Source organism: Umezawaea sp. (assembly GCF_036375055.1).
Lineage (GTDB): Bacteria > Actinomycetota > Actinomycetes > Mycobacteriales > Pseudonocardiaceae > Umezawaea.
The window spans coordinates 1-16,931 of sequence record NZ_DASUSQ010000048.1 but is presented as its reverse complement, the minus strand read 5'-3'; the positions used below and the strand labels follow the sequence as shown (position 1 = coordinate 16,931).

At 72.0% G+C, this 16,931-nt stretch carries 9 protein-coding genes and 3 pseudogenes; 8 read left to right on the top strand and 4 right to left on the bottom strand.

Translation table 11 applies throughout. The annotated features are described in order from the left end of the window. Positions 1-8,266 (top strand): SDR family NAD(P)-dependent oxidoreductase (locus tag VFZ92_RS15150; RefSeq protein WP_414719900.1); only part of this gene is annotated, 8,266 nt, incomplete at its 5' end. 236 nt (positions 8,267-8,502) lie between these two features. Here the strand turns inward: VFZ92_RS15150 and VFZ92_RS15145 are convergent. After that, positions 8,503-9,717 carry a cation:proton antiporter gene (locus VFZ92_RS15145; RefSeq protein ID WP_330876554.1) on the bottom strand — a complete coding sequence of 405 codons (1,215 nt, stop codon included), beginning with the start codon at positions 9,715-9,717 and terminating at the stop codon, positions 8,503-8,505. Positions 9,718-10,164: 447 nt separating this feature from the next. Then, positions 10,165-10,887: an MIP/aquaporin family protein gene (locus VFZ92_RS15140; RefSeq protein ID WP_330876553.1), complete on the bottom strand. Its 723-nt coding sequence runs from the start codon at positions 10,885-10,887 to the stop codon at positions 10,165-10,167. A gap of 501 nt (positions 10,888-11,388) precedes the next feature. Between VFZ92_RS15140 and VFZ92_RS15135 the strand changes: the two genes are divergently transcribed. The 5 genes and pseudogenes from VFZ92_RS15135 to VFZ92_RS15115 form a co-directional block, all read left to right on the top strand. Then, positions 11,389-11,652: a hypothetical protein gene (locus VFZ92_RS15135; RefSeq protein ID WP_330876552.1), complete on the top strand. Its 264-nt coding sequence runs from the start codon at positions 11,389-11,391 to the stop codon at positions 11,650-11,652. A 471-nt stretch (positions 11,653-12,123) separates the two neighbouring features. Further along, a complete protein-coding gene (locus VFZ92_RS15130) occupies positions 12,124-12,252 on the top strand; it encodes a hypothetical protein (RefSeq protein WP_330876551.1) in 129 nt (42 codons plus the stop codon). Between the two features lie 638 nt (positions 12,253-12,890). Further along, on the top strand, positions 12,891-13,238 hold the full coding sequence (locus tag VFZ92_RS15125; RefSeq protein ID WP_330876550.1) for an SPW repeat domain-containing protein: 348 nt from the start codon (positions 12,891-12,893) through the stop codon (positions 13,236-13,238). 252 nt (positions 13,239-13,490) lie between these two features. Continuing rightward, complete coding sequence (locus tag VFZ92_RS15120) at positions 13,491-13,874, top strand: AMIN-like domain-containing (lipo)protein (protein ID WP_330876549.1); 384 nt, start codon at positions 13,491-13,493, stop codon at positions 13,872-13,874. A 91-nt stretch (positions 13,875-13,965) separates the two neighbouring features. Beyond that, positions 13,966-14,396: pseudogene (locus VFZ92_RS15115) on the top strand (DUF1996 domain-containing protein); the annotation flags it as partial. A gap of 112 nt (positions 14,397-14,508) precedes the next feature. On the opposite strand, the pseudogene VFZ92_RS15110 reads toward VFZ92_RS15115, so the two are convergent. Further along, positions 14,509-15,699, bottom strand: a pseudogene (locus VFZ92_RS15110) (RNA polymerase sigma factor). Positions 15,700-15,783: 84 nt separating this feature from the next. Continuing rightward, positions 15,784-15,894, bottom strand: a pseudogene (locus VFZ92_RS15105) (YciI family protein); the annotation flags it as partial. Between the two features lie 27 nt (positions 15,895-15,921). Here VFZ92_RS15105 and VFZ92_RS15100 point away from each other — a divergent pair. Further along, entirely contained in the window at positions 15,922-16,287 is a 366-nt protein-coding gene (locus tag VFZ92_RS15100) for a hypothetical protein (RefSeq protein WP_330876548.1), read from the top strand. A 315-nt stretch (positions 16,288-16,602) separates the two neighbouring features. Then, positions 16,603-16,931, top strand: a 329-nt coding sequence (locus tag VFZ92_RS15095; RefSeq protein WP_330876547.1) for an NAD-binding protein, incomplete at its 3' end; no start/stop codon positions are given.

Here is a 16,931-nt window from a genome sequence, read left to right as displayed (position 1 = left end):
CGACCCCATCGAAGCCCAAGCCCTGCTCGCCACCTACGGACAACAACGCGACCAGCCCCTCCTACTGGGCTCGGTCAAGTCCAACATCGGCCACACCCAAGCCGCCGCAGGCGTCGCCGGAGTCATCAAATCGATCCTGGCCCTGCGCAACGGGATCGTGCCGCCGACCCTGCACGTCGACACCCCCACCCCGCACGTCGACTGGACCACCGACACCATCCGCCTGACCACCACAACCCAACCCTGGCCCGAGAACGACCGACCCCGTCGGGCCGCGGTGTCCTCCTTCGGCATCAGCGGCACCAACGCCCACCTCATCCTCGAACAAGCACCCCACGAGGACGTGCCCCCGAGCGAGGACGGCGGGAACGGGCTCACGCCCTGGGTGCTGTCCGCCCGCACCGCCGCCGCGCTGCGGGCGCAGGCGAGCAGGCTGGTCGACGCGCCGGGGACACCCGCGGAGGTGGCCCGGTCGCTGGTCGCCACCCGATCGCTCATGCCGCACCGCGCCGTGGTGTTCGGCCGCGACCGGGAGCAGCTCGTCGACGGCCTCCGGGCGCTGGAGGGCGGTGGCACGGCACCGAACCTGGTCGTCGGCGAGACGTCGGTGACCGGTCGGACCGCGTTCCTGTTCTCCGGCCAGGGGGCGCAGCGCCTCGGCATGGGGCGTGATCTCGCCGAGGCGTTCCCGGTGTTCCGGTCCGCCTTCGACGAGGCGTGCGCCGCAGTCGACCAACACCTGGGCCGCTCCCTGCGCGACGTCGTGTGGGGGACCGACCCGGAGTTGCCGGACAGCACCGAGTTCACCCAGCCCGGCCTGTTCGCCTTCGAGGTCGCGCTGCACCGACTGCTGCTGTCCTGGGGGGTGACCGCGGACCACCTGGCAGGCCATTCCATCGGCGAGATCGCCGCGGTGCACGCCGCCGGGGTGCTGTCGCTGGCCGACGCCGCCGCGCTCGTCGTGGCCAGGGGCAGGCTGATGCGGGAGATGCCCGACGGCGTGATGGTCTCGGTGCGCGCGTCGGAGCAGGACGTCGTGCTGGAGCCCGGTGTGTGGATCGCCGCGGTGAACGGCCCGGAGTCCCTGGTGCTGTCCGGGGACGAGGAGCCGACCCTGCGGGTGGTCGGCGCGCTGGCCGACCGCGGGATCAGGTGGCGCAGGCTGCGGGTGGCCCGCGCCTTCCACTCGGGTCACGTCGACGCGGTGCTGCCCGAGTTCGCGGACGTCCTCGCGGGCCTGTCCTTCGCGGCGCCCCGCGTGCCGGTGGTCTCGTCGGTGACCGGTCGGGTCGAGGTCGCGTTCGACGCGGCCTACTGGCTGCGCCAGGCCCGTGAACCCGTGCGGTTCGGCCAGGTCCTGGACGCGCTGGCCGACCTCGGCGTCCGCCACCACCTGGAGGTCGGGCCGAGTGCCGCGCTCACCCCGCTGGTGGCCGGGCACGCCGTCGCGGCGGTGCGTGACGGGCGCTCGGAAGCGGAGTCCGTGGTCGCGGCCGCTGCGGAACTGCACGTCCGCGGCGTCGGGTGGGACGCGACGGCCGTCGCGGGCGCCGAACGCGCCCGCGTGGTCGACCTGCCCACCTACGCCTTCCAGCCGGAGCGCTTCTGGTGGCCCGCGGACGAGGAGCCCACCGACTCCCTGCGCCACCACAACGCCTGGCGTCCGCTGCCGTCCGGCGGTGGGCTGACCGGCCGCTGGGTCCTCGTCACGGGTGGCGGCGCGATCGCGGACCGGGCGGAACGCGCTCTGGTCGGCCTCGGTGCGGACGTCACGGTGATCGCCGCGCCCGAGGAACTGGGGCCGGTGCTCGACGCGGAACCGGTGCGCGGTGTGCTGTCCCTGCTCGCGCTGGGGGACGTCGGTCTCGCCCCGCGGCCCGTGCCGGACGGACTGCTCGCCACCAAGGCGCTGGTGGACGTCCTGGTGGGCTCCGGCTCGGCGGCACGGCTCTGGTGCGCCACGTCCTCCGCCCTGTCCACCTGGGACGGTGAGCCGGTCGCCAATCCGGTGCAGGCGGTGGTGTGGGGCCTTGGGCGGGTCGTGGCCGAGGAGCACCCGGCGGTCTGGGGAGGTCTGGTGGACCTCCCCGAAGCGCCGGACGACGGTGCGCTCGACCGGCTGGCCTCCGTTCTGACCACGGGGGAGGACCAGGTCGCGGTGCGCGCGTCCGGCGCGCTGGCCCGACGACTGGTGCCCGCCGCCGAGGTCGCGGCCGAACCCCTCGTCCTCGCGGGAACCGCGCTGGTCACCGGTGGCACCGGAGCGCTGGGCGGCCACGTCGCCAGGTGGCTGGCGAACCGCGGCGCCGAGCACCTCCTGCTGCTGGGCAGGCGCGGCACCGACGCGCCGGGAGTCGCGGACCTGGTCGACGAACTGCGCGGGCTCGGCGTCGGTGTCTCCGTCGTCGCGTGCGACGTCGCCGACCGCGACCAGTTGGCCGCCGCCATCGCCGTGGTGCCGGAGGAGCACCCGTTGACCGCCGTCGTGCACGCGGCGGGAGTCCTGGACGACGGAGTGCTCGGCGCTCTCACGCCGGAGCGGTTCGCGGGCGTGCTGGGCCCCAAGGCGCGGGCGGCGGCAGCGCTGCACGAGCTGACCGAGGGCTTCGACCTGCGCGCGTTCATCCTCTTCTCGTCGTTCGCCGGCTCCGTCGGCGCGGCGGGGCAGGCCAACTACGCCGCGGCCAACGCCCACCTCGACGCCCTCGCCGAACACCGCAGGGCACGCGGGCTGCCCGCGACCGCCGTGGCGTGGGGGCCTTGGGCGGGTGGCGGCATGGCCGCCGACGACGCGGTCGCCGCGCGGATGGAGCGGACCGGTGTCACGCCGATCAGGGCCGACGACGCGCTGGCCGCCCTCGACCGCAGCGTCACGTCCGGTGTGGCGGCCACCGTCGTCGTCTCGGCCGACTGGGACGTGTTCGCCGCGACCCGGTCCGGGCCCCTGTTCGCCGAACTCGTCGAGCCGGTCGTCGAACCGGTCGTCCAAGCCGCCGCCGTCCCCCTCGACCTGGACGACCTGGTCCGCACGGAGATCGGCCGCGTCCTCGGCCTGTCGGACCCCTCGCTGGTCGAGCCGCACAAACCGCTGCGGGAGCTGGGTTTTGACTCGCTCACCTCGGTGGAGCTGCGCAACCGGCTCGCCGCCGCCACCGGTCTGGTCCTGCCGACGACCGTCGTGTTCGACCACCCCACCGCGGCCATGCTGGCCCGGATGCTCAGGACCGAGCTGTCGGGCGGGGAGTCCGAGGTGGCCGAGGAGGTCGTCGCGGTCGACGACGACGACCCGGTCGTCATCGTCGGGATGGCGTGCAGGCTGCCCGGCGGCGTGACCTCGCCGGAGGACCTCTGGGACCTGGTGGTGTCCAGGGGGGACGGGATCGTCCCCTTCCCGGCGGACCGCGGCTGGGACGTCCCCTACGACGAGTCGGGGGAGCGTCCGGGCAGCAGCTACGTGCGGGTGGGCGGCTTCCTCGACGACGTGGGCGGGTTCGACGCCGACTTCTTCGGCATCTCCCCGCGCGAGGCGCTCGCGATGGACCCGCAGCAGCGGCTGTTCCTGGAGGTCTCCTGGGAGGTGCTCGAACGCGCGGGCATCGACCCCACCTCGCTGCGCGGCTCCCGCACGGGCGTGTTCGCGGGCATCAACGGCGGCCACTACGCGTCACGGCTGTCGAGCGTCCCGGAGGACGTCGAGGGCTACCTGGGCACCGGCAACTCCGGCAGCGTCGTGTCCGGCCGGGTGTCCTACGCCTTCGGGTTGGAGGGGCCCGCGCTGACCGTCGACACCGCCTGCTCCTCCTCGCTGGTGACCATCGACCTCGCCGCGCAGTCGCTGCGACGGGGGGAGTGCTCGCTGGCGTTGGCGGGCGGCGTGAGCGTGATGGCCACGCCCGAGCCGTTCGTGGACTTCAGCAGGCAGCGCGGGCTGGCGCCGGACGGCCTGTGCAAGTCCTTCGGCGCGGGCGCCGACGGCACCGCGTGGGGCGAGGGCGTCGGCGTGCTGGTGCTGGAACGCCTGTCGGACGCCCGGCGCGAAGACCACCGCGTGCTGGCCGTCGTGCGGGCGAGCGCGGTCAACCAGGACGGGGCGTCCAACGGCCTCACCGCCCCCAACGGATCCGCGCAGCAGCGGGTGATCCGAGCCGCGCTGGCCTCGGCGGGCCTGTCGTCGGCCGATGTCGACGTGGTCGAGGGGCACGGCACCGGGACGAGGCTCGGCGACCCGATCGAGGTGCAGGCGCTGCTGGCCACCTACGGGCAGGAGCGGGACGTCCCGCTGCTGCTGGGATCGGTGAAGTCCAACATCGGCCACACCCAGGCCGCGGCCGGGGTCGCGGGGGTGATCAAGGCGGTTCTGGCGCTGCGCCACGGGGTCGTGCCGGGCACCCTCAACGCCGACGAGCCCAGCCCGCACGTGGACTGGTCCTCCGGCGCCGTGGCGGTGGCCTCCGAGGCGTGCGACTGGCCCGCGGTGGACCGGCCCCGCCGCGCCGGGGTGTCGTCGTTCGGGATCAGCGGGACCAATGCCCACGTGATCCTGGAGCAGGCCAGGGAACCCGAGGCGGACCGGGTGGACGAGCCCGACCGCGTGGTGCCGTGGGTCTTCTCCGCCCGCACGGCGGACGCGCTGCGCGCCCAGGCCGCACGCCTGGCGGAGACCGCGGGGACACCGGCCGGGGTGGCCCGCTCTCTGGTGACCGGACGTGCCGCGCTCCCGCACCGCGCGGTCGTCGTCGGCCGCGACCGGGCGGAGATCGACCAGGCGCTGCACGCGCTGGCGGCCGGGGACGACGCGCCGAACCTGGCCGTGGGGACCGGCACGGCCGCGGGCGGGCTGTCGTTCCTGTTCTCCGGCCAGGGTTCCCAGCGGCTGGGCATGGGACGCGGTCTCGCGGACGCCTTCCCGGTCTTCCGCCGGGCGCTCGACGAGACCGCGGCGGCGCTCACCGACGTGATGTGGGGCGAGGACGAGGGGGCGCTCGACCGCACCGAGCACACCCAGCCCGCGCTGTTCGCCGTGGAGGTGGCGCTGTTCCGGCTGCTGGAGTCGCTCGGCGTCCGACCGGACGTCGTGGCGGGCCACTCCATCGGCGAGATCGCCGCGGCGCACGTCGCGGGGGTGCTGTCGCTGGAGGACGCGGGCACGCTGGTGTCCGCGCGAGGCCGCCTGATGCAGCGGATGCCCGACGGCGCCATGGTGTCGGTCCGCGCGCCGGAGTCCGATGTCGTCGCGCTGCTGAGGCCGGGGACCTGGATCGCGGCGGTGAACGGACCGTCGTCGGTGGTGGTCTCCGGTGACGAGGAGGCGGTGCTCGCCCTCGCCGCCGAGTCCGCCGCGCTGGGTTTCAGCACGCGGCGGCTGCGGGTCGACCGCGCCTTCCACTCCGGGCACGTGGACGCGCTGCTGCCGCAGTTCGCCGAGGTGCTGGCCGGACTGAGCTTCGCCCCCGCACGCCTGCCGATCGTGTCCTCGGTGACGGGGAAGGCGGACGAGGCCTTCGACGCCGAGTACTGGCTGCGGCAGGCCCGTGAACCGGTCCGCTTCGGGGACGTGCTGACCGCTCTCGGCACCCGCGTGCACCTGGAGGTCGGTCCGGGCAGCGTGCTGACCCCGCTCGTCACCGAAGGCCTCGCCGTGCCCGCCCTGCGGTCCGGACAGCCGGAGGACGTCGCCCTCCTCACCGCCGTGGGCGCCCTGTCCTGCGCGGGCGTGCCGGTGGACTGGACCGCGGTCGTCCCCGAGGCCGCGCCGGTCGACCTGCCCACCTACCCCTTCCAGCACCAGAGGTTCTGGCTGGAGGAGGCCACCACCCGACCGGTCGGCCTGGCCCGGTCCGGTCATCCGGTGCTGACCTCGGAGATCGAGCTGGCGGGCACCGGTGAGACGGTGCTGACCGGTGTCCTGTCCGCCACCACGCTGCCGTGGGCCGCCGACCACGTCCTGTTCGGCGAGGTCGTGGCGGGAGGTGGCCTGCTCGCGGACCTCGCCCTGCACGCGGCCTCGGTCGTGGGGTGCCCGGTGGTGGACGAACTGCGCGTCGAGGTGCCGCTGGTGCTTCCCGAGGCCGGTGAGGTCGAGTTGCAGGTGCGGATCCACCCCGAGGAGGACGGCGCCAGGGAGGTCCTCTTCCACCGGCGCGGCCCGCGGGGGTGGACCCGCTTCGCGGCGGGCACGCTCGGCACCGCGGAGCACGCACCGGTGGCGCCGCTCGACCAGTGGCCGCCCGCCGACGCCGAGCGGATCGACCCGGCACCCGCCGGCGGGCTGCGGCTGGGCCCGGCGTTCCGCCCCGTGGCGGCGTGGTCGCGTGGTGACGAGGTCCTCGTCGAACTGGACTCCGTCCCGGTCGGCCGCTGGGACTCGGCCTGGCACGCCGTGCCCGGACTCGCGGGCCCGCTCGTCACCGCCCTGCGGGGACTGCGAGCGCACGGCGGACCGGTGTCCCGCGTCCGCGTGACGCGCGCCGCGGACGGGATCTCGTTCGAGGCCGCGGACGCGACGGGAACCCCCGTGGCGTCCATCGCCTCGGTCGAGTTCGCCCCCGCCGACCGCGCGCGGCTGACGGCCGACCGCGACGTCACCGGTGAGGCGCTCTTCCGCCTCGACTGGGCGCCGCTGCGCCCCGCGGCCCACCCGGCGCCGGACCTGGTGGTCCACCCCGCGCCCGGAGGCCGTGCGGCCGACGCCGTCGTGGAGACCGTCGCCCTGCTGCGCGGCTGGCTCACCGGTCGGTCGGACGACCGGACCCGACTGGTCCTGCTCACCCGGCACGGCGTGGCCGTCGACCCCGCCGAGGAGGTCGACCCGGACCAGGCGGCGCTGTGGGGCCTGGTGCGGTCCGCCCAGACCGAGCACCCCGACCGGTTCACCGTGCTCGACACCGACGGACCGCCGTCCGACGACGAGATCGGCCGCGCGGTCGGCACCGGCGCACCGCAGCTCGCGCTGCGGGCGGGAAAGCTGTTCGCGCCGTCGCTCGTGCGCGCCGAACCGACCGCGGAGCCGGTGGACCTCGGCGACCACGACACCGTCTTGATCACCGGCGGCACGGGAGGGCTCGGCGCCCTGCTCGCCCGCCACCTGGTGGCCGAACGCGGTGTGCGGCACCTGGTGCTGGTCAGCAGGCGCGGCCCCGCCGCCCCCGGCGCGCCTGCGCTGCACGAGGAGCTGACGGCGCTGGGCGCCGAGGTCAGCGTCCTGGCGTGCGACGTCGCCGACCGCGCGGCGCTCGCCGACCTGCTGGCGACCGTCGACCGCCCGGTGACCGCCGTCGTGCACGCCGCCGGTGTCACCGACGACGGGGCCGTCCTGTCGCTGGACCGCGACAGGGTGGACCCCGTGCTCCGCGCCAAGACCGAGGCCGCACTGCACTTCAAGGACCTGCCCGGCCTCCGCCTGCTGGTGTTCTTCTCCTCGGCGAGCGGTGTGCTCGGCGGACCGGGCCAGGGCAACTACGCGGCGGCGAACGCCTTCCTCGACGCGGTCGCCCACGAGGTCCGCCGTCGCGGCGGCCACGCCGTGTCGCAGGCCTGGGGGCTGTGGTCGCAGCCCGACGGGCTGGGCGGCAGGCTCAGCGGCACCGACCTCGCCCGCATGGCCGCCAACGGGATGCTGCCGCTGGACGCCGCCGACGGACTGGCCCTGTTCGACCGCACCGCGGGCGGGACCGAGTCCCTGGTGCAGGCCCGACTGGACCTCGCGGGCCTGCGCGCCTCGCGTTCGGCCCCGTTCCTGCTGCGCGACCTCGCGGGCGGCCGACCGGAACCCGAACCGAGCCAGGTGTCCACTTCGGACCCGAACGCGGTGAGGGCGTTGGTCCGCACCCACACCGCGAAGGTGCTCGGCCACACCGCCGCGGAACTGGTCGACGCGGACCGCGGCTTCCTCGACCTGGGCCTCGACTCGCTGACCGCCGTCGAACTGCGCAACCGCCTCGACCGCGACACGGGTCTCCGCCTGCCCGCCACCGTCGTCTTCGACCACCCCACCCCGAACGCGCTGGCCGACCACCTCACCACCCTGCTCACCCCACCACCGACCGCGCCCCTGACCACCGCGCTCGACGACCTGGAGGCAGCGCTGACCGCGGCCGTTCCCGAACCGCACGACGAGGTCGCCGACCGGCTCTCCCGGCTGCTGCGGCTGTGGACCGACCGCCGGTCCCCGGACGCCGACGAGCCCTCCGGCCTCGACCTCTCGGCGGCGTCGCTGGGGGAGGTGCTCGACTTCATCGACAGCGAGTTCAGCGGTGACCACCGGTGAACCGTTCGATCCGTGTTCGTCGGGACGTCGTTCGTCGTCGTTCCAACGCAACCACAGCCACAGCGGGCAGCAGCCCGTGACGGCCAGTCCGATCGAGTCCGTCCAGTGGTTGGCCCATTCGCCGTCCACCCACACCAGCGCCCATCCCAGCACCGACGCCAGTCGAATCCACGACTGGCGTCGGTGGATGAGTGCCAACGTGACCATGAACAGCACCGCGAACACCGTTCCGGCGCTCACAGTCCTCGCCGCCGGTCGGTCTTCTCGACGGGCCGACCGGTGGGCAGGTTGCCGGGTGGCTCCACGCTGAGCGCTTTGGCGATCGGCACGTCGGTGGAGGAGTGCAGCACGATCGACAACGCGATGGTGACCGCGACGAGGTCGAACACGTGCTCCCCGGCGGGGATGCCCGCTTGCAGTACCAGCAGTCCGTAGACCACGGAGGCGAATCCCTTGGGACCGAACCACGCCGCGACTGATCGTTCCCGCGCGGGCAGTGGTGTTCGCAGCAGTGAGAGCAGCATCGCGGCGGGTCGGATGAGCAGGATCGCGATGACCGCGACGGCCCAGTCGCCGGCGGTCAGGTGGGAGAGGCGTTCCGGGGTGATCAGCGCGCCGAACACCAGCAGCGCGGCGAACTTCGTGACCTCGGAGAGCAGGTCGCCGAAGTGCTCGAAGTTCTCCGCGGTCCCGTGGTCCAGGGTGGCCAGCACCGATCCGGCGGCGAACGCGGCGAGGTAGGGGTTGGCGTGGGTGAGGTGGCAGGCCGCGTAGACGATCACGCCGATCGACAGCGGCCCCAGCGCCTGCAGGCGGGGTTCGGCGGTCAGGATGCGCAGTTTCCACGCCAGGGTGATGACCGTCGCGATCGCGACGCCCAGTGCCAGGCCCGCGACCAGTTCGCCGGTGATGGTGCCCAGATCGGTGTCGCTGCCGGCGGCGGTGGCCAGGAAGATCAGGACGAACGGCAGTGCCAGCCCGTCGTTGAGCCCGGACTCGACGTTGAGCAGTCGCCGCAGCCGCAGCGGCACGTCGGTGCGGCCCACGATGGCCGCGGCGAACACCGGGTCGGTGGGGGAGAGGATCGCGCCGATGAGCAGCGAGGTCGTCCAGTCCAGACCGGCCAGGAAGTGCGCGGGCAGCGCGATGCCGATCATGGTCAACGGCATCGCCAGTCCCAGTGCACGGCCGGAGAGCCGCCACCCGTCGCGCAACGCGGGCAGGCCCGCGCGTTGGCCGTCGGTGAACAGCACGGTGAACAGGGCCAAGTCCGCCAGACCGGTGACGAACGCCCCGTCCGACGGGATGTCGACCAGCCCGAACCCGCCTTGGCCGATCAGCGCTCCGGCCACCAGGAACAGCAGGGCTGTCGAGAGCACGGTGCGTGCCGCCACGCCCGACAGGGACACGCTGATGAGCAGAACCACACCGAATGCCAACACGAGCGCCATCTGGTTTCCCGTCAACGTCGAACCACCCACCCCGTGCGGGGCAGGCGTTGCCGACCAGACTTCCCGGCGCTCCGTGCGCAAAGATGCCGCACAAGCAGCCCGTACGCAAATCGGCCTCCGTGGATCGGGCCCAGCAGTACACGACGGTCAGGTCCACAGCGAATGCTGTGGACCTGACCGTAAATCGCGAATCAAACGCGCGAAACCGTGCCGAATCGGTTGCGGAGTCCGATTCGGTTCTCTAGGGGATCAGTGCAGGACTGCTATGGTCCGAGTTCCACTTCCTTCTCCGGGGAAAATTGGGGCTTTACCTGCGTGCGAACGTCGATCGTGCAGGACCGCGAGTTGTGGGAAACGCTGTCGACCGTCCAGCCTTCGGTGATCGCCGAACTGCCTGCCAGGCAGGCCAGGTGTCTGGCGACGTCGGCAGGCATCGGCTCGGTCGGCTCAGACCCGTTCAACGGTCGGCCGTGCGGTCTTGAGGCCGCTGACGGCCTCGTGCAGCAGCGCGGCCGCCAGGCCGCCCGCGATCGGGCCGACGAGGTAGACGACCAGGTGTGACCAGGCGACCTGGCCGCCGGTGACGGCGAGCACCAGGTCGGGGCCGATGGTGCGGGCGAAGTTGACCGAGGCGCCGGTGAGCGGACCGATCGCCATGATCTGGACGGCCAGCGCCAGGCCGATGCCGAAGCCGGCCACGCCCTTGGGGGCCGATGAGGTCACGGCCAGCGCGTAGACGGCGGTGACCAGCAGGAACGCGCCGAATGCCTCGGCGAGCAGGCCTTGGCCGACGTTCACGCCCTCGGCGAGGGTGGTCGCGCCGAGTCCGCCTGTGGTGCCTGAGCCGGTGTAGGCGAGGTGGATGACGGTCGCGCCGAGCGTGCCGCCGAGTAGTTGCGCGAGGACGTAGGCGGGCACCTCGCGCCAGGGGAACCGGGCCCTGGCGGCCAGGGCGATGGTGACGGTGGGGTTGAAGTGGCCGCCGGAGACCGAGCCGAACGCGTAGATGGCGACGGCGAGGGCGAGCCCGTGGGCGAGTGCCACCACGAGCAGTCCCGGTCCGCCCGCCTCGACTCTGGCCACGGCCGCGGCGGCGCCGATGCCGAAGAGGCACAGGGTGGTGGTTCCGGCGAGTTCGGCGAGCAGTCGGCGCGCCAGCGGGCTCTCCATGCGAGGAGTCCTTTCGGTTCCGGTGTGGGGCGACTCCTATCTTCACGGGGAATGGCCGGACGGGGTGACCGCCAAGTTGACCAAGGATGCCTTACGTGTTCCTTACGAGACTCGGCTGATGTCGAGAATCAATCGAGATGCTGGATTTTGGCCATTGTGCCGGGTATTCGATTCACGCGCCGTCGACGTCGGATTTCCGGCTCAATCCCCGGCGACCAAGCGACTTCGATCGAGAGTTCGTGACGTCTCCTCGGCGACGGCTGTCGCGAGTGGGTCCAGCGCCCGGTCCAGCCAGTCGTCGACTCGAACCGCGGGCATCCCGGCACCTCCGACCAGGCCCACCGTGATGGAGCAGCGGTCCGCGCACATCCCCAGCACGCGCAGGACCCCGGTGTAGCTGGTGGTGGTCTCGCTCCAGTGCCTGGTCGTCCAGAGGTGTGATCGCAAGGTTCATTTCCCGCGTCGTGGGCGACAGCGGGGTAGGTCGCTATGACACTCCAGGTGCACGACCAGGTGCCTGCCGCACGGGGCGGCAGACATCTGCACGGAACACGTTCCCTTGCTGTGAGAGGCGAAAACCGCACCGTGACCGCGAGTCCCGATGAACTCGATATCGAATTGATCTTGATCTGCGATCACTGCGGGCGTATCCACGACAACGGCGATCAAGCACCGGTGTCGTGGGACGAGCTGTGGCTGCGGGCGACCGGAGCGGGCTGGAGCGGTCGTGATCGGGCGGTCGGACCGCACTTCTGCTTCCGCTGAACCGACTGAGCGACTCAGGTCGGCCTGTGCCTCATTCGACCAACGTGGTCGAATCGGGTACCGCCGACGAACTGGTCGGCTCCGACGGTGAGGATGACGGCGGATCCGGTCGTTGCCTGAGGGTGGGTAAGGGTTGGGGGGTGGTCGACGACGTCACGAGTGGTTTCGGTTCGCCCAGGGTGATCACCCCGCACCCGGTCAGCGCCACGACGCACCACCAGCATGGTCGAGCGCCTCACCGGCTTGCCTCCGCGATCTCGACGACTAATCGGGAGCCGCCGTCCGGCCGGTCCTCGACCCACACCGCGGCTTTGGTCGGGCGGTCTCGATGCGGTTGTGGTGCCCGCTCAAGCCCTGCGCTCCACCATCACGTTGCCCTCCCCGAGCACGGCGTGACCGCCAACTTCCTGCTGCGCTGCTTCAGCTCGGATTTCGCGCCGCGCACCCTGCTCGATCGAGCCTGCCGCGGTCGTGAGGCGCCTGACGAAGTCGGCCGTTGTCGTCGTCGTGCGCAAGCCGCACGCAAGCTCCGTGGCCGCCCGCCTCGGCACCACCCGCGTGGTGATCTCCGGAGAACTGCGCGACGGAGCGGCGAGGTGACCGGTCTTCCGCGCTGACCTGTGAGGTCGTTCGTCGACGCCGCCGTTCGGGCCGACGACCTGGTGCTGGCACTGCGCCCCGTTCACCTCAACGAGATCCGCCGCGATCCGCTCCCGTTCGGCCCACGGGTGCCGGCCTTCGCCCGACGACCACCCCCCTGGAGTTTTACGGCAGCGCATCCGCTGGTTGCTGAGCCGTCAGTACCGGTGGCCGACACAGCGCCGGAGGTGAACCTTGCGGTTGCCTGACGTCGTTCGTCGTGCTGTCTCCGAGGCGGTCGTCCGGGTACCCGAACGACATGAACACCAACGGACACTCGTCACGGCGGTCGACCACCTCGCTTGCCGGCCGCGTGGCTTGTCAGACCGTTCCTCAAGGTGGGACCCCGTTGAAAGGTGGGACCCGTTGAACCAGGACCGGACAACGCCGGGTGTGAGCAGCCGCGTCTCGGGAGAGCGTCACGGCTCACGACCCGATCAGGAGGAATCAAGCCGAGAGCGAAGGGAGCGAGAATGAACCATCAACCGAGAACGTCGTCTCGAAGCGATGACGTGCTAATCACCGAACAGCCCACAGGTGCGGCCCTTGACCGAACCGCACACAATCCTCTTGCCGCGAGGGCAGTCAGTGCGCTGACCATGCTCGCCGGTTTCTGGCTGGCCGTCTCGCCCTTCGCGTTGGACTACACGGCCACGGGTCGAGGTTTTGACGGCCGCTGGAACTCCGTGGTGGTCGGCGTGGTCCTCGTGTTGTTGGCGGTGGTTCGGACAGTGGTCCTCGACGCCACACCGCTGCTCAGCCTCGCCTGTGTGGTGCTGGGTGCGTGGTTGATCATCGCGCCGTTCGTGCTCGGCTACAACGAGGGCACGGATGCTCCGACCGTGGTGGGCCACCATATGGCCATGGGATTCATCGTCGTGGTCACGGCCGGGTTCAGTGCGGCGGCGACCTACCAGTACCGGCGCGATGCGCGTCGCCGAACGTGACGGGTGTCGTGATGTGCTGACGCACAACAGCCACAACCGATCGGACAATCCGGGTGGCTGGCCGGGCGCCTCGTGTTCGCCGGGTGGGAAGCCCACGTGAGGGAGAGGGAGATCATGCGCAGGTTGGCGTTGGCGGTCGCCTCCGTACCGGTAGCCATGACGGTGGTGTCGGCAAGTGCCGGTGCCACTGCCTGTGCGCCGGCGCACTGGGGATCGGGGCCCAAGACCGTGATCACCGGTACCAGCGGTGCGGTGACCGGCATTCGTTCCGGGCGGCACGAGCACTTCGACCGGCTGGTGATCGACACCCACCTGGCCGACGGCGGCTACCACGTGCGCTACGCCGACGAGGTGACCTACGTCGGGTCGGGTGAGCCGGTTCCGCTGCGCGGCGGTGCGAAGTTGTTCGTGATGGCGTACTCGCCGTCCTACGACGAGGACTTCGACCCTACCTACGAGCCGGCGGACCCGGCCGAGGTCGTGGACGTGACCGGCTACCGGACGTTCCGGCAGGTCGCCTGGGCCGGGTCCTGGGAGGGCACCACGGACCTCGGGCTGGGTGTCCGCGCCCGCTTGCCGTTCCGGGTGTTCACGCTGCCCGACCGCATTGTCGTGGATGTCGCCCACCAGTGGTGAGTCGTGGCGGGATCGCCACCGAGGGGTGCGCCCGGCATCTGCCCAGAACATCTGCCACAACACCAAGGACAACCCGCCCGAGGACGTCGACGACAAGAACGAGTCGGTCAATGGCACCCAGAACGCCCGCGCGTCGTGGAGTTGCAGCGGGTTCGAGGGCGAGGTCGTGATCGACAAGTACCCGTCCTGCCCCGAGGGCGGCAAGGTGCTGCGCGTCCACGACTTCCCGAGTTGCTGGGACGGCAAGAACACCGACAGCAAGAACCACCGCGACCACATCGTCTCCCCCAACGCCAACGGTTCCTGCAAGCGGGGGTTCAAGCCGGTGCCGCAACTCCGGGTGACGTTGGTCGACGACATCCCCGCGCGGTCCAGCAGGCTGGGCAGTACGAGGTGGACTCCTTCCCCCAGGAGGACCACGACCCGGCGACCGACCACGACGACTTCGCCACCGTGATGTCCCAGCGGTTGATGAACCGCGTCGTCCGGTGCGTCAACCACGACCGGACCTGCGAGGAGTGACCGGTCCGGTGGTGCCGCGCGTCCGGCAGGCGGCACCACCGGCGGTAGTCGGCGTTGGCGAACCGGCCGCGTCGGCCGAGGAGCGCGGGCGCAAGGGGGGCGGATACGGCCGTCAGCGTGCTCCTCGACCTCCGCGTCTGAGGAAGTCCCGTTCGGCCGCGGTGGGCGCCAGGGTCGTGGCGTGGTGGTACGCCACCGGCGCCTCGTCGTGGCGGCCGAGCCTTCGGAGCAGGTCGGCCCGTGTGGCGTGGAACGGGTGGTGGTCGTCCAGGTCGAGCGCGTCCACGAGGTCGAGTGCGGCGCGCGGACCCCGGACCTCGCCGATGGCGACGGCTCGGTTGAGCGCGATGACCGGGGTGGGGAGAGGGACAGCAGGTGGTCGTGGAGCGCGAAGACCTGCGGCCAGTCGGTGTCCCGCGAGGTCTTGGCGTCGGCGTGCACGGCGTTGAGGGCGGCCCGGAGTTGGTGGGGGCCGGGCCGGTCGCGTCGTAGGCACCAGCGCACGAGGTCCTGTCCCTCGGCGATCAGGTCGCGGTCCCAGAGGGCGCGGTCCTGGTCGCCGAGCAGGACGAGCGCGCCGCCGGGGCGGGCGGGCGCGCGCGGGTCGGCGTGATTCGGTCAGGAGCACCAAGGCCAGCAGGCCCACGGCCTCGGGTTGGCCGGGCAGGAGCACGGCCACGGTCCGGGCGAGTCGGATCGCCTCCGAACCGAGGTCGGGGCTGTTCAGGCCCGCGGTGCAGAGGAGGTAGAGGACGGCCAGCACCGAGGACAGCCGGTCGGGCAGCTCATGGGCCGCGGGAACCCGGTGGGGGATGCGGGCGGCCTTGATCTTGCGCTTGGCCCGGACGAGTCGTTGGGCCATCGTCGGCTCGGCGACCAGGAACGACCGGGCCACCTCGGCGGTGGACAACCGGCCGAGCAGCCGCAAGGTGAGCGCCACCCTGGCGTCGGTCGACAGGGCGGGGTGGCAGCAGGTGAAGATCAGCCGGAGCCGGTCGTCCCCCAGGGCGTCCTGCACGGGCACGTCCTCGCTCGGCGCGAGCACGGCCACCTCGCCGAGCGGGCTTCGACCCCGCGCCTCGCGGCGCAGCCGGTCGACGGCGGCGTTGCGGGCGGTCGTGATGATCCAGCCACCGGGATAGGGTGGCAGGCCGTCGACCGGCCACCTGCGCAACGCCGTGGCGAAGGCGTCCTGCACCACGTCCTCGGCGACGTCGATGTCGCCGGTGAAGCGGATCAGCGCCGCCACCGAGCGGCCGAACTCCTCGCGGAAGATCCGGCCGAGCTCGACGTTGCCGAGCACGGGGCCAGCCTCCCGGCTCGGTCGCGAACCCGGCGACGGGCGGACCTCGATCGGCGTCGCGATGATCTCGGTCACCTTGGACGCCCAGCCGAGCGCGGCGTCGAGGTCCTCGGCCTCGATGACGTAGAACCCGCCCAGGCGCTCCCCGGACTCCACGAACGGGCCGCCGGTGGTCAGCACGCGACCGCCGGACACCCGCACGACCGTGGCGGTGCCGGGTGCGTGCAACGTGCCGCACCGACGGGGAGCGCGGAGTTCGACCAGGTCTTCGCCAACCGGTTGCGGGCCGCTCGCGGTGGCGTCTTCACGTTCCTGGCCCAGATCCTCAGCAGCACCCGCAACACCGAGATCCGCGCGTTCGCCGAACGCCGCATGGAGGTGGTGCTCGACCACATCCAGGTCATCGAGGCCACCGGCATGGTCGACTTCGACGACACCGAGGCCATTCCGCTGCCCGCGCTCGCTGCTCCGGCGGCCGTGAAGAACCTGCCCGCGCAGGTGCAGCCGCAGGCGCTGGTGAAACCGGTGGTGCAGCAGCAGCCCACAACCGGGCCACCAGCGGGGACACGATCAGCGTCATCGTGGTGATCGCCTTCGGCGCCCCGGTGCTGTTCGTGTGGAACCTCCTCAACCTCCGCCGAGGCCGAGCCCGCTAGTTCCCGTTCCCCGCTGTCACGATGAGCACGGGTCGTCCGGTCGAGGTCGGACTTCGGATGCCGCACGGGTGTCGCCGCTGTTCCGCCTCGCTCCATGATGTTCTGCTCCCCCACTTCGATCGGCGACGTGCGGATCGACCTGGGGAAAGCGCAAGCAGATCGTCAGGTTCACCTCGGTCAGTGCGATGCGAGGGTTGTGGGACCAAGTGGCGAGTCGTGTTCTCGCCCATCATCGCGAGGAGCAGTGATGTTCGGCCATGTCGTGGTCATCGGGTACGGCGCGACGGGACGTCGTGCCGCGTTGACCCTGGTGGAACTCGCGACCGCCACGAGTGTCGTCGTCGTGGAGGTCGACTCCGATCGTGCCGCCATCGCGGGTTACGACGGGGCTCACGTCGTGCACGGTGACGGCCGCGGTGATGCGGTGCTGCGGTGTGCCGACATCGATGTGGCGTTGTGCGTCGTGGTCGCGGTGAACAGCGACGCGGAGGGCATGCTGGTCACCTCGGCCGTGAGGCGGTTGACCAGTGCCGCGATCATCCTCGTGGTGCGCAGATCGGTGGTGACCTCCGTGGC

What these genes read in the sequence shown, in the direction of transcription:
- VFZ92_RS15125 (WP_330876550.1), top strand. Translation starts at nt 12,891, where the DNA reads ATGCTCGCCGGTTTCTGGCTGGCCGTCTCGCCCTTCGCGTTGGACTAC.
- VFZ92_RS15140 (WP_330876553.1), bottom strand. Translation starts at nt 10,887, where the DNA reads ATGGAGAGCCCGCTGGCGCGCCGACTGCTCGCCGAACTCGCCGGAACC.
- VFZ92_RS15145 (WP_330876554.1), bottom strand. Translation starts at nt 9,717, where the DNA reads ATGGCGCTCGTGTTGGCATTCGGTGTGGTTCTGCTCATCAGCGTGTCC.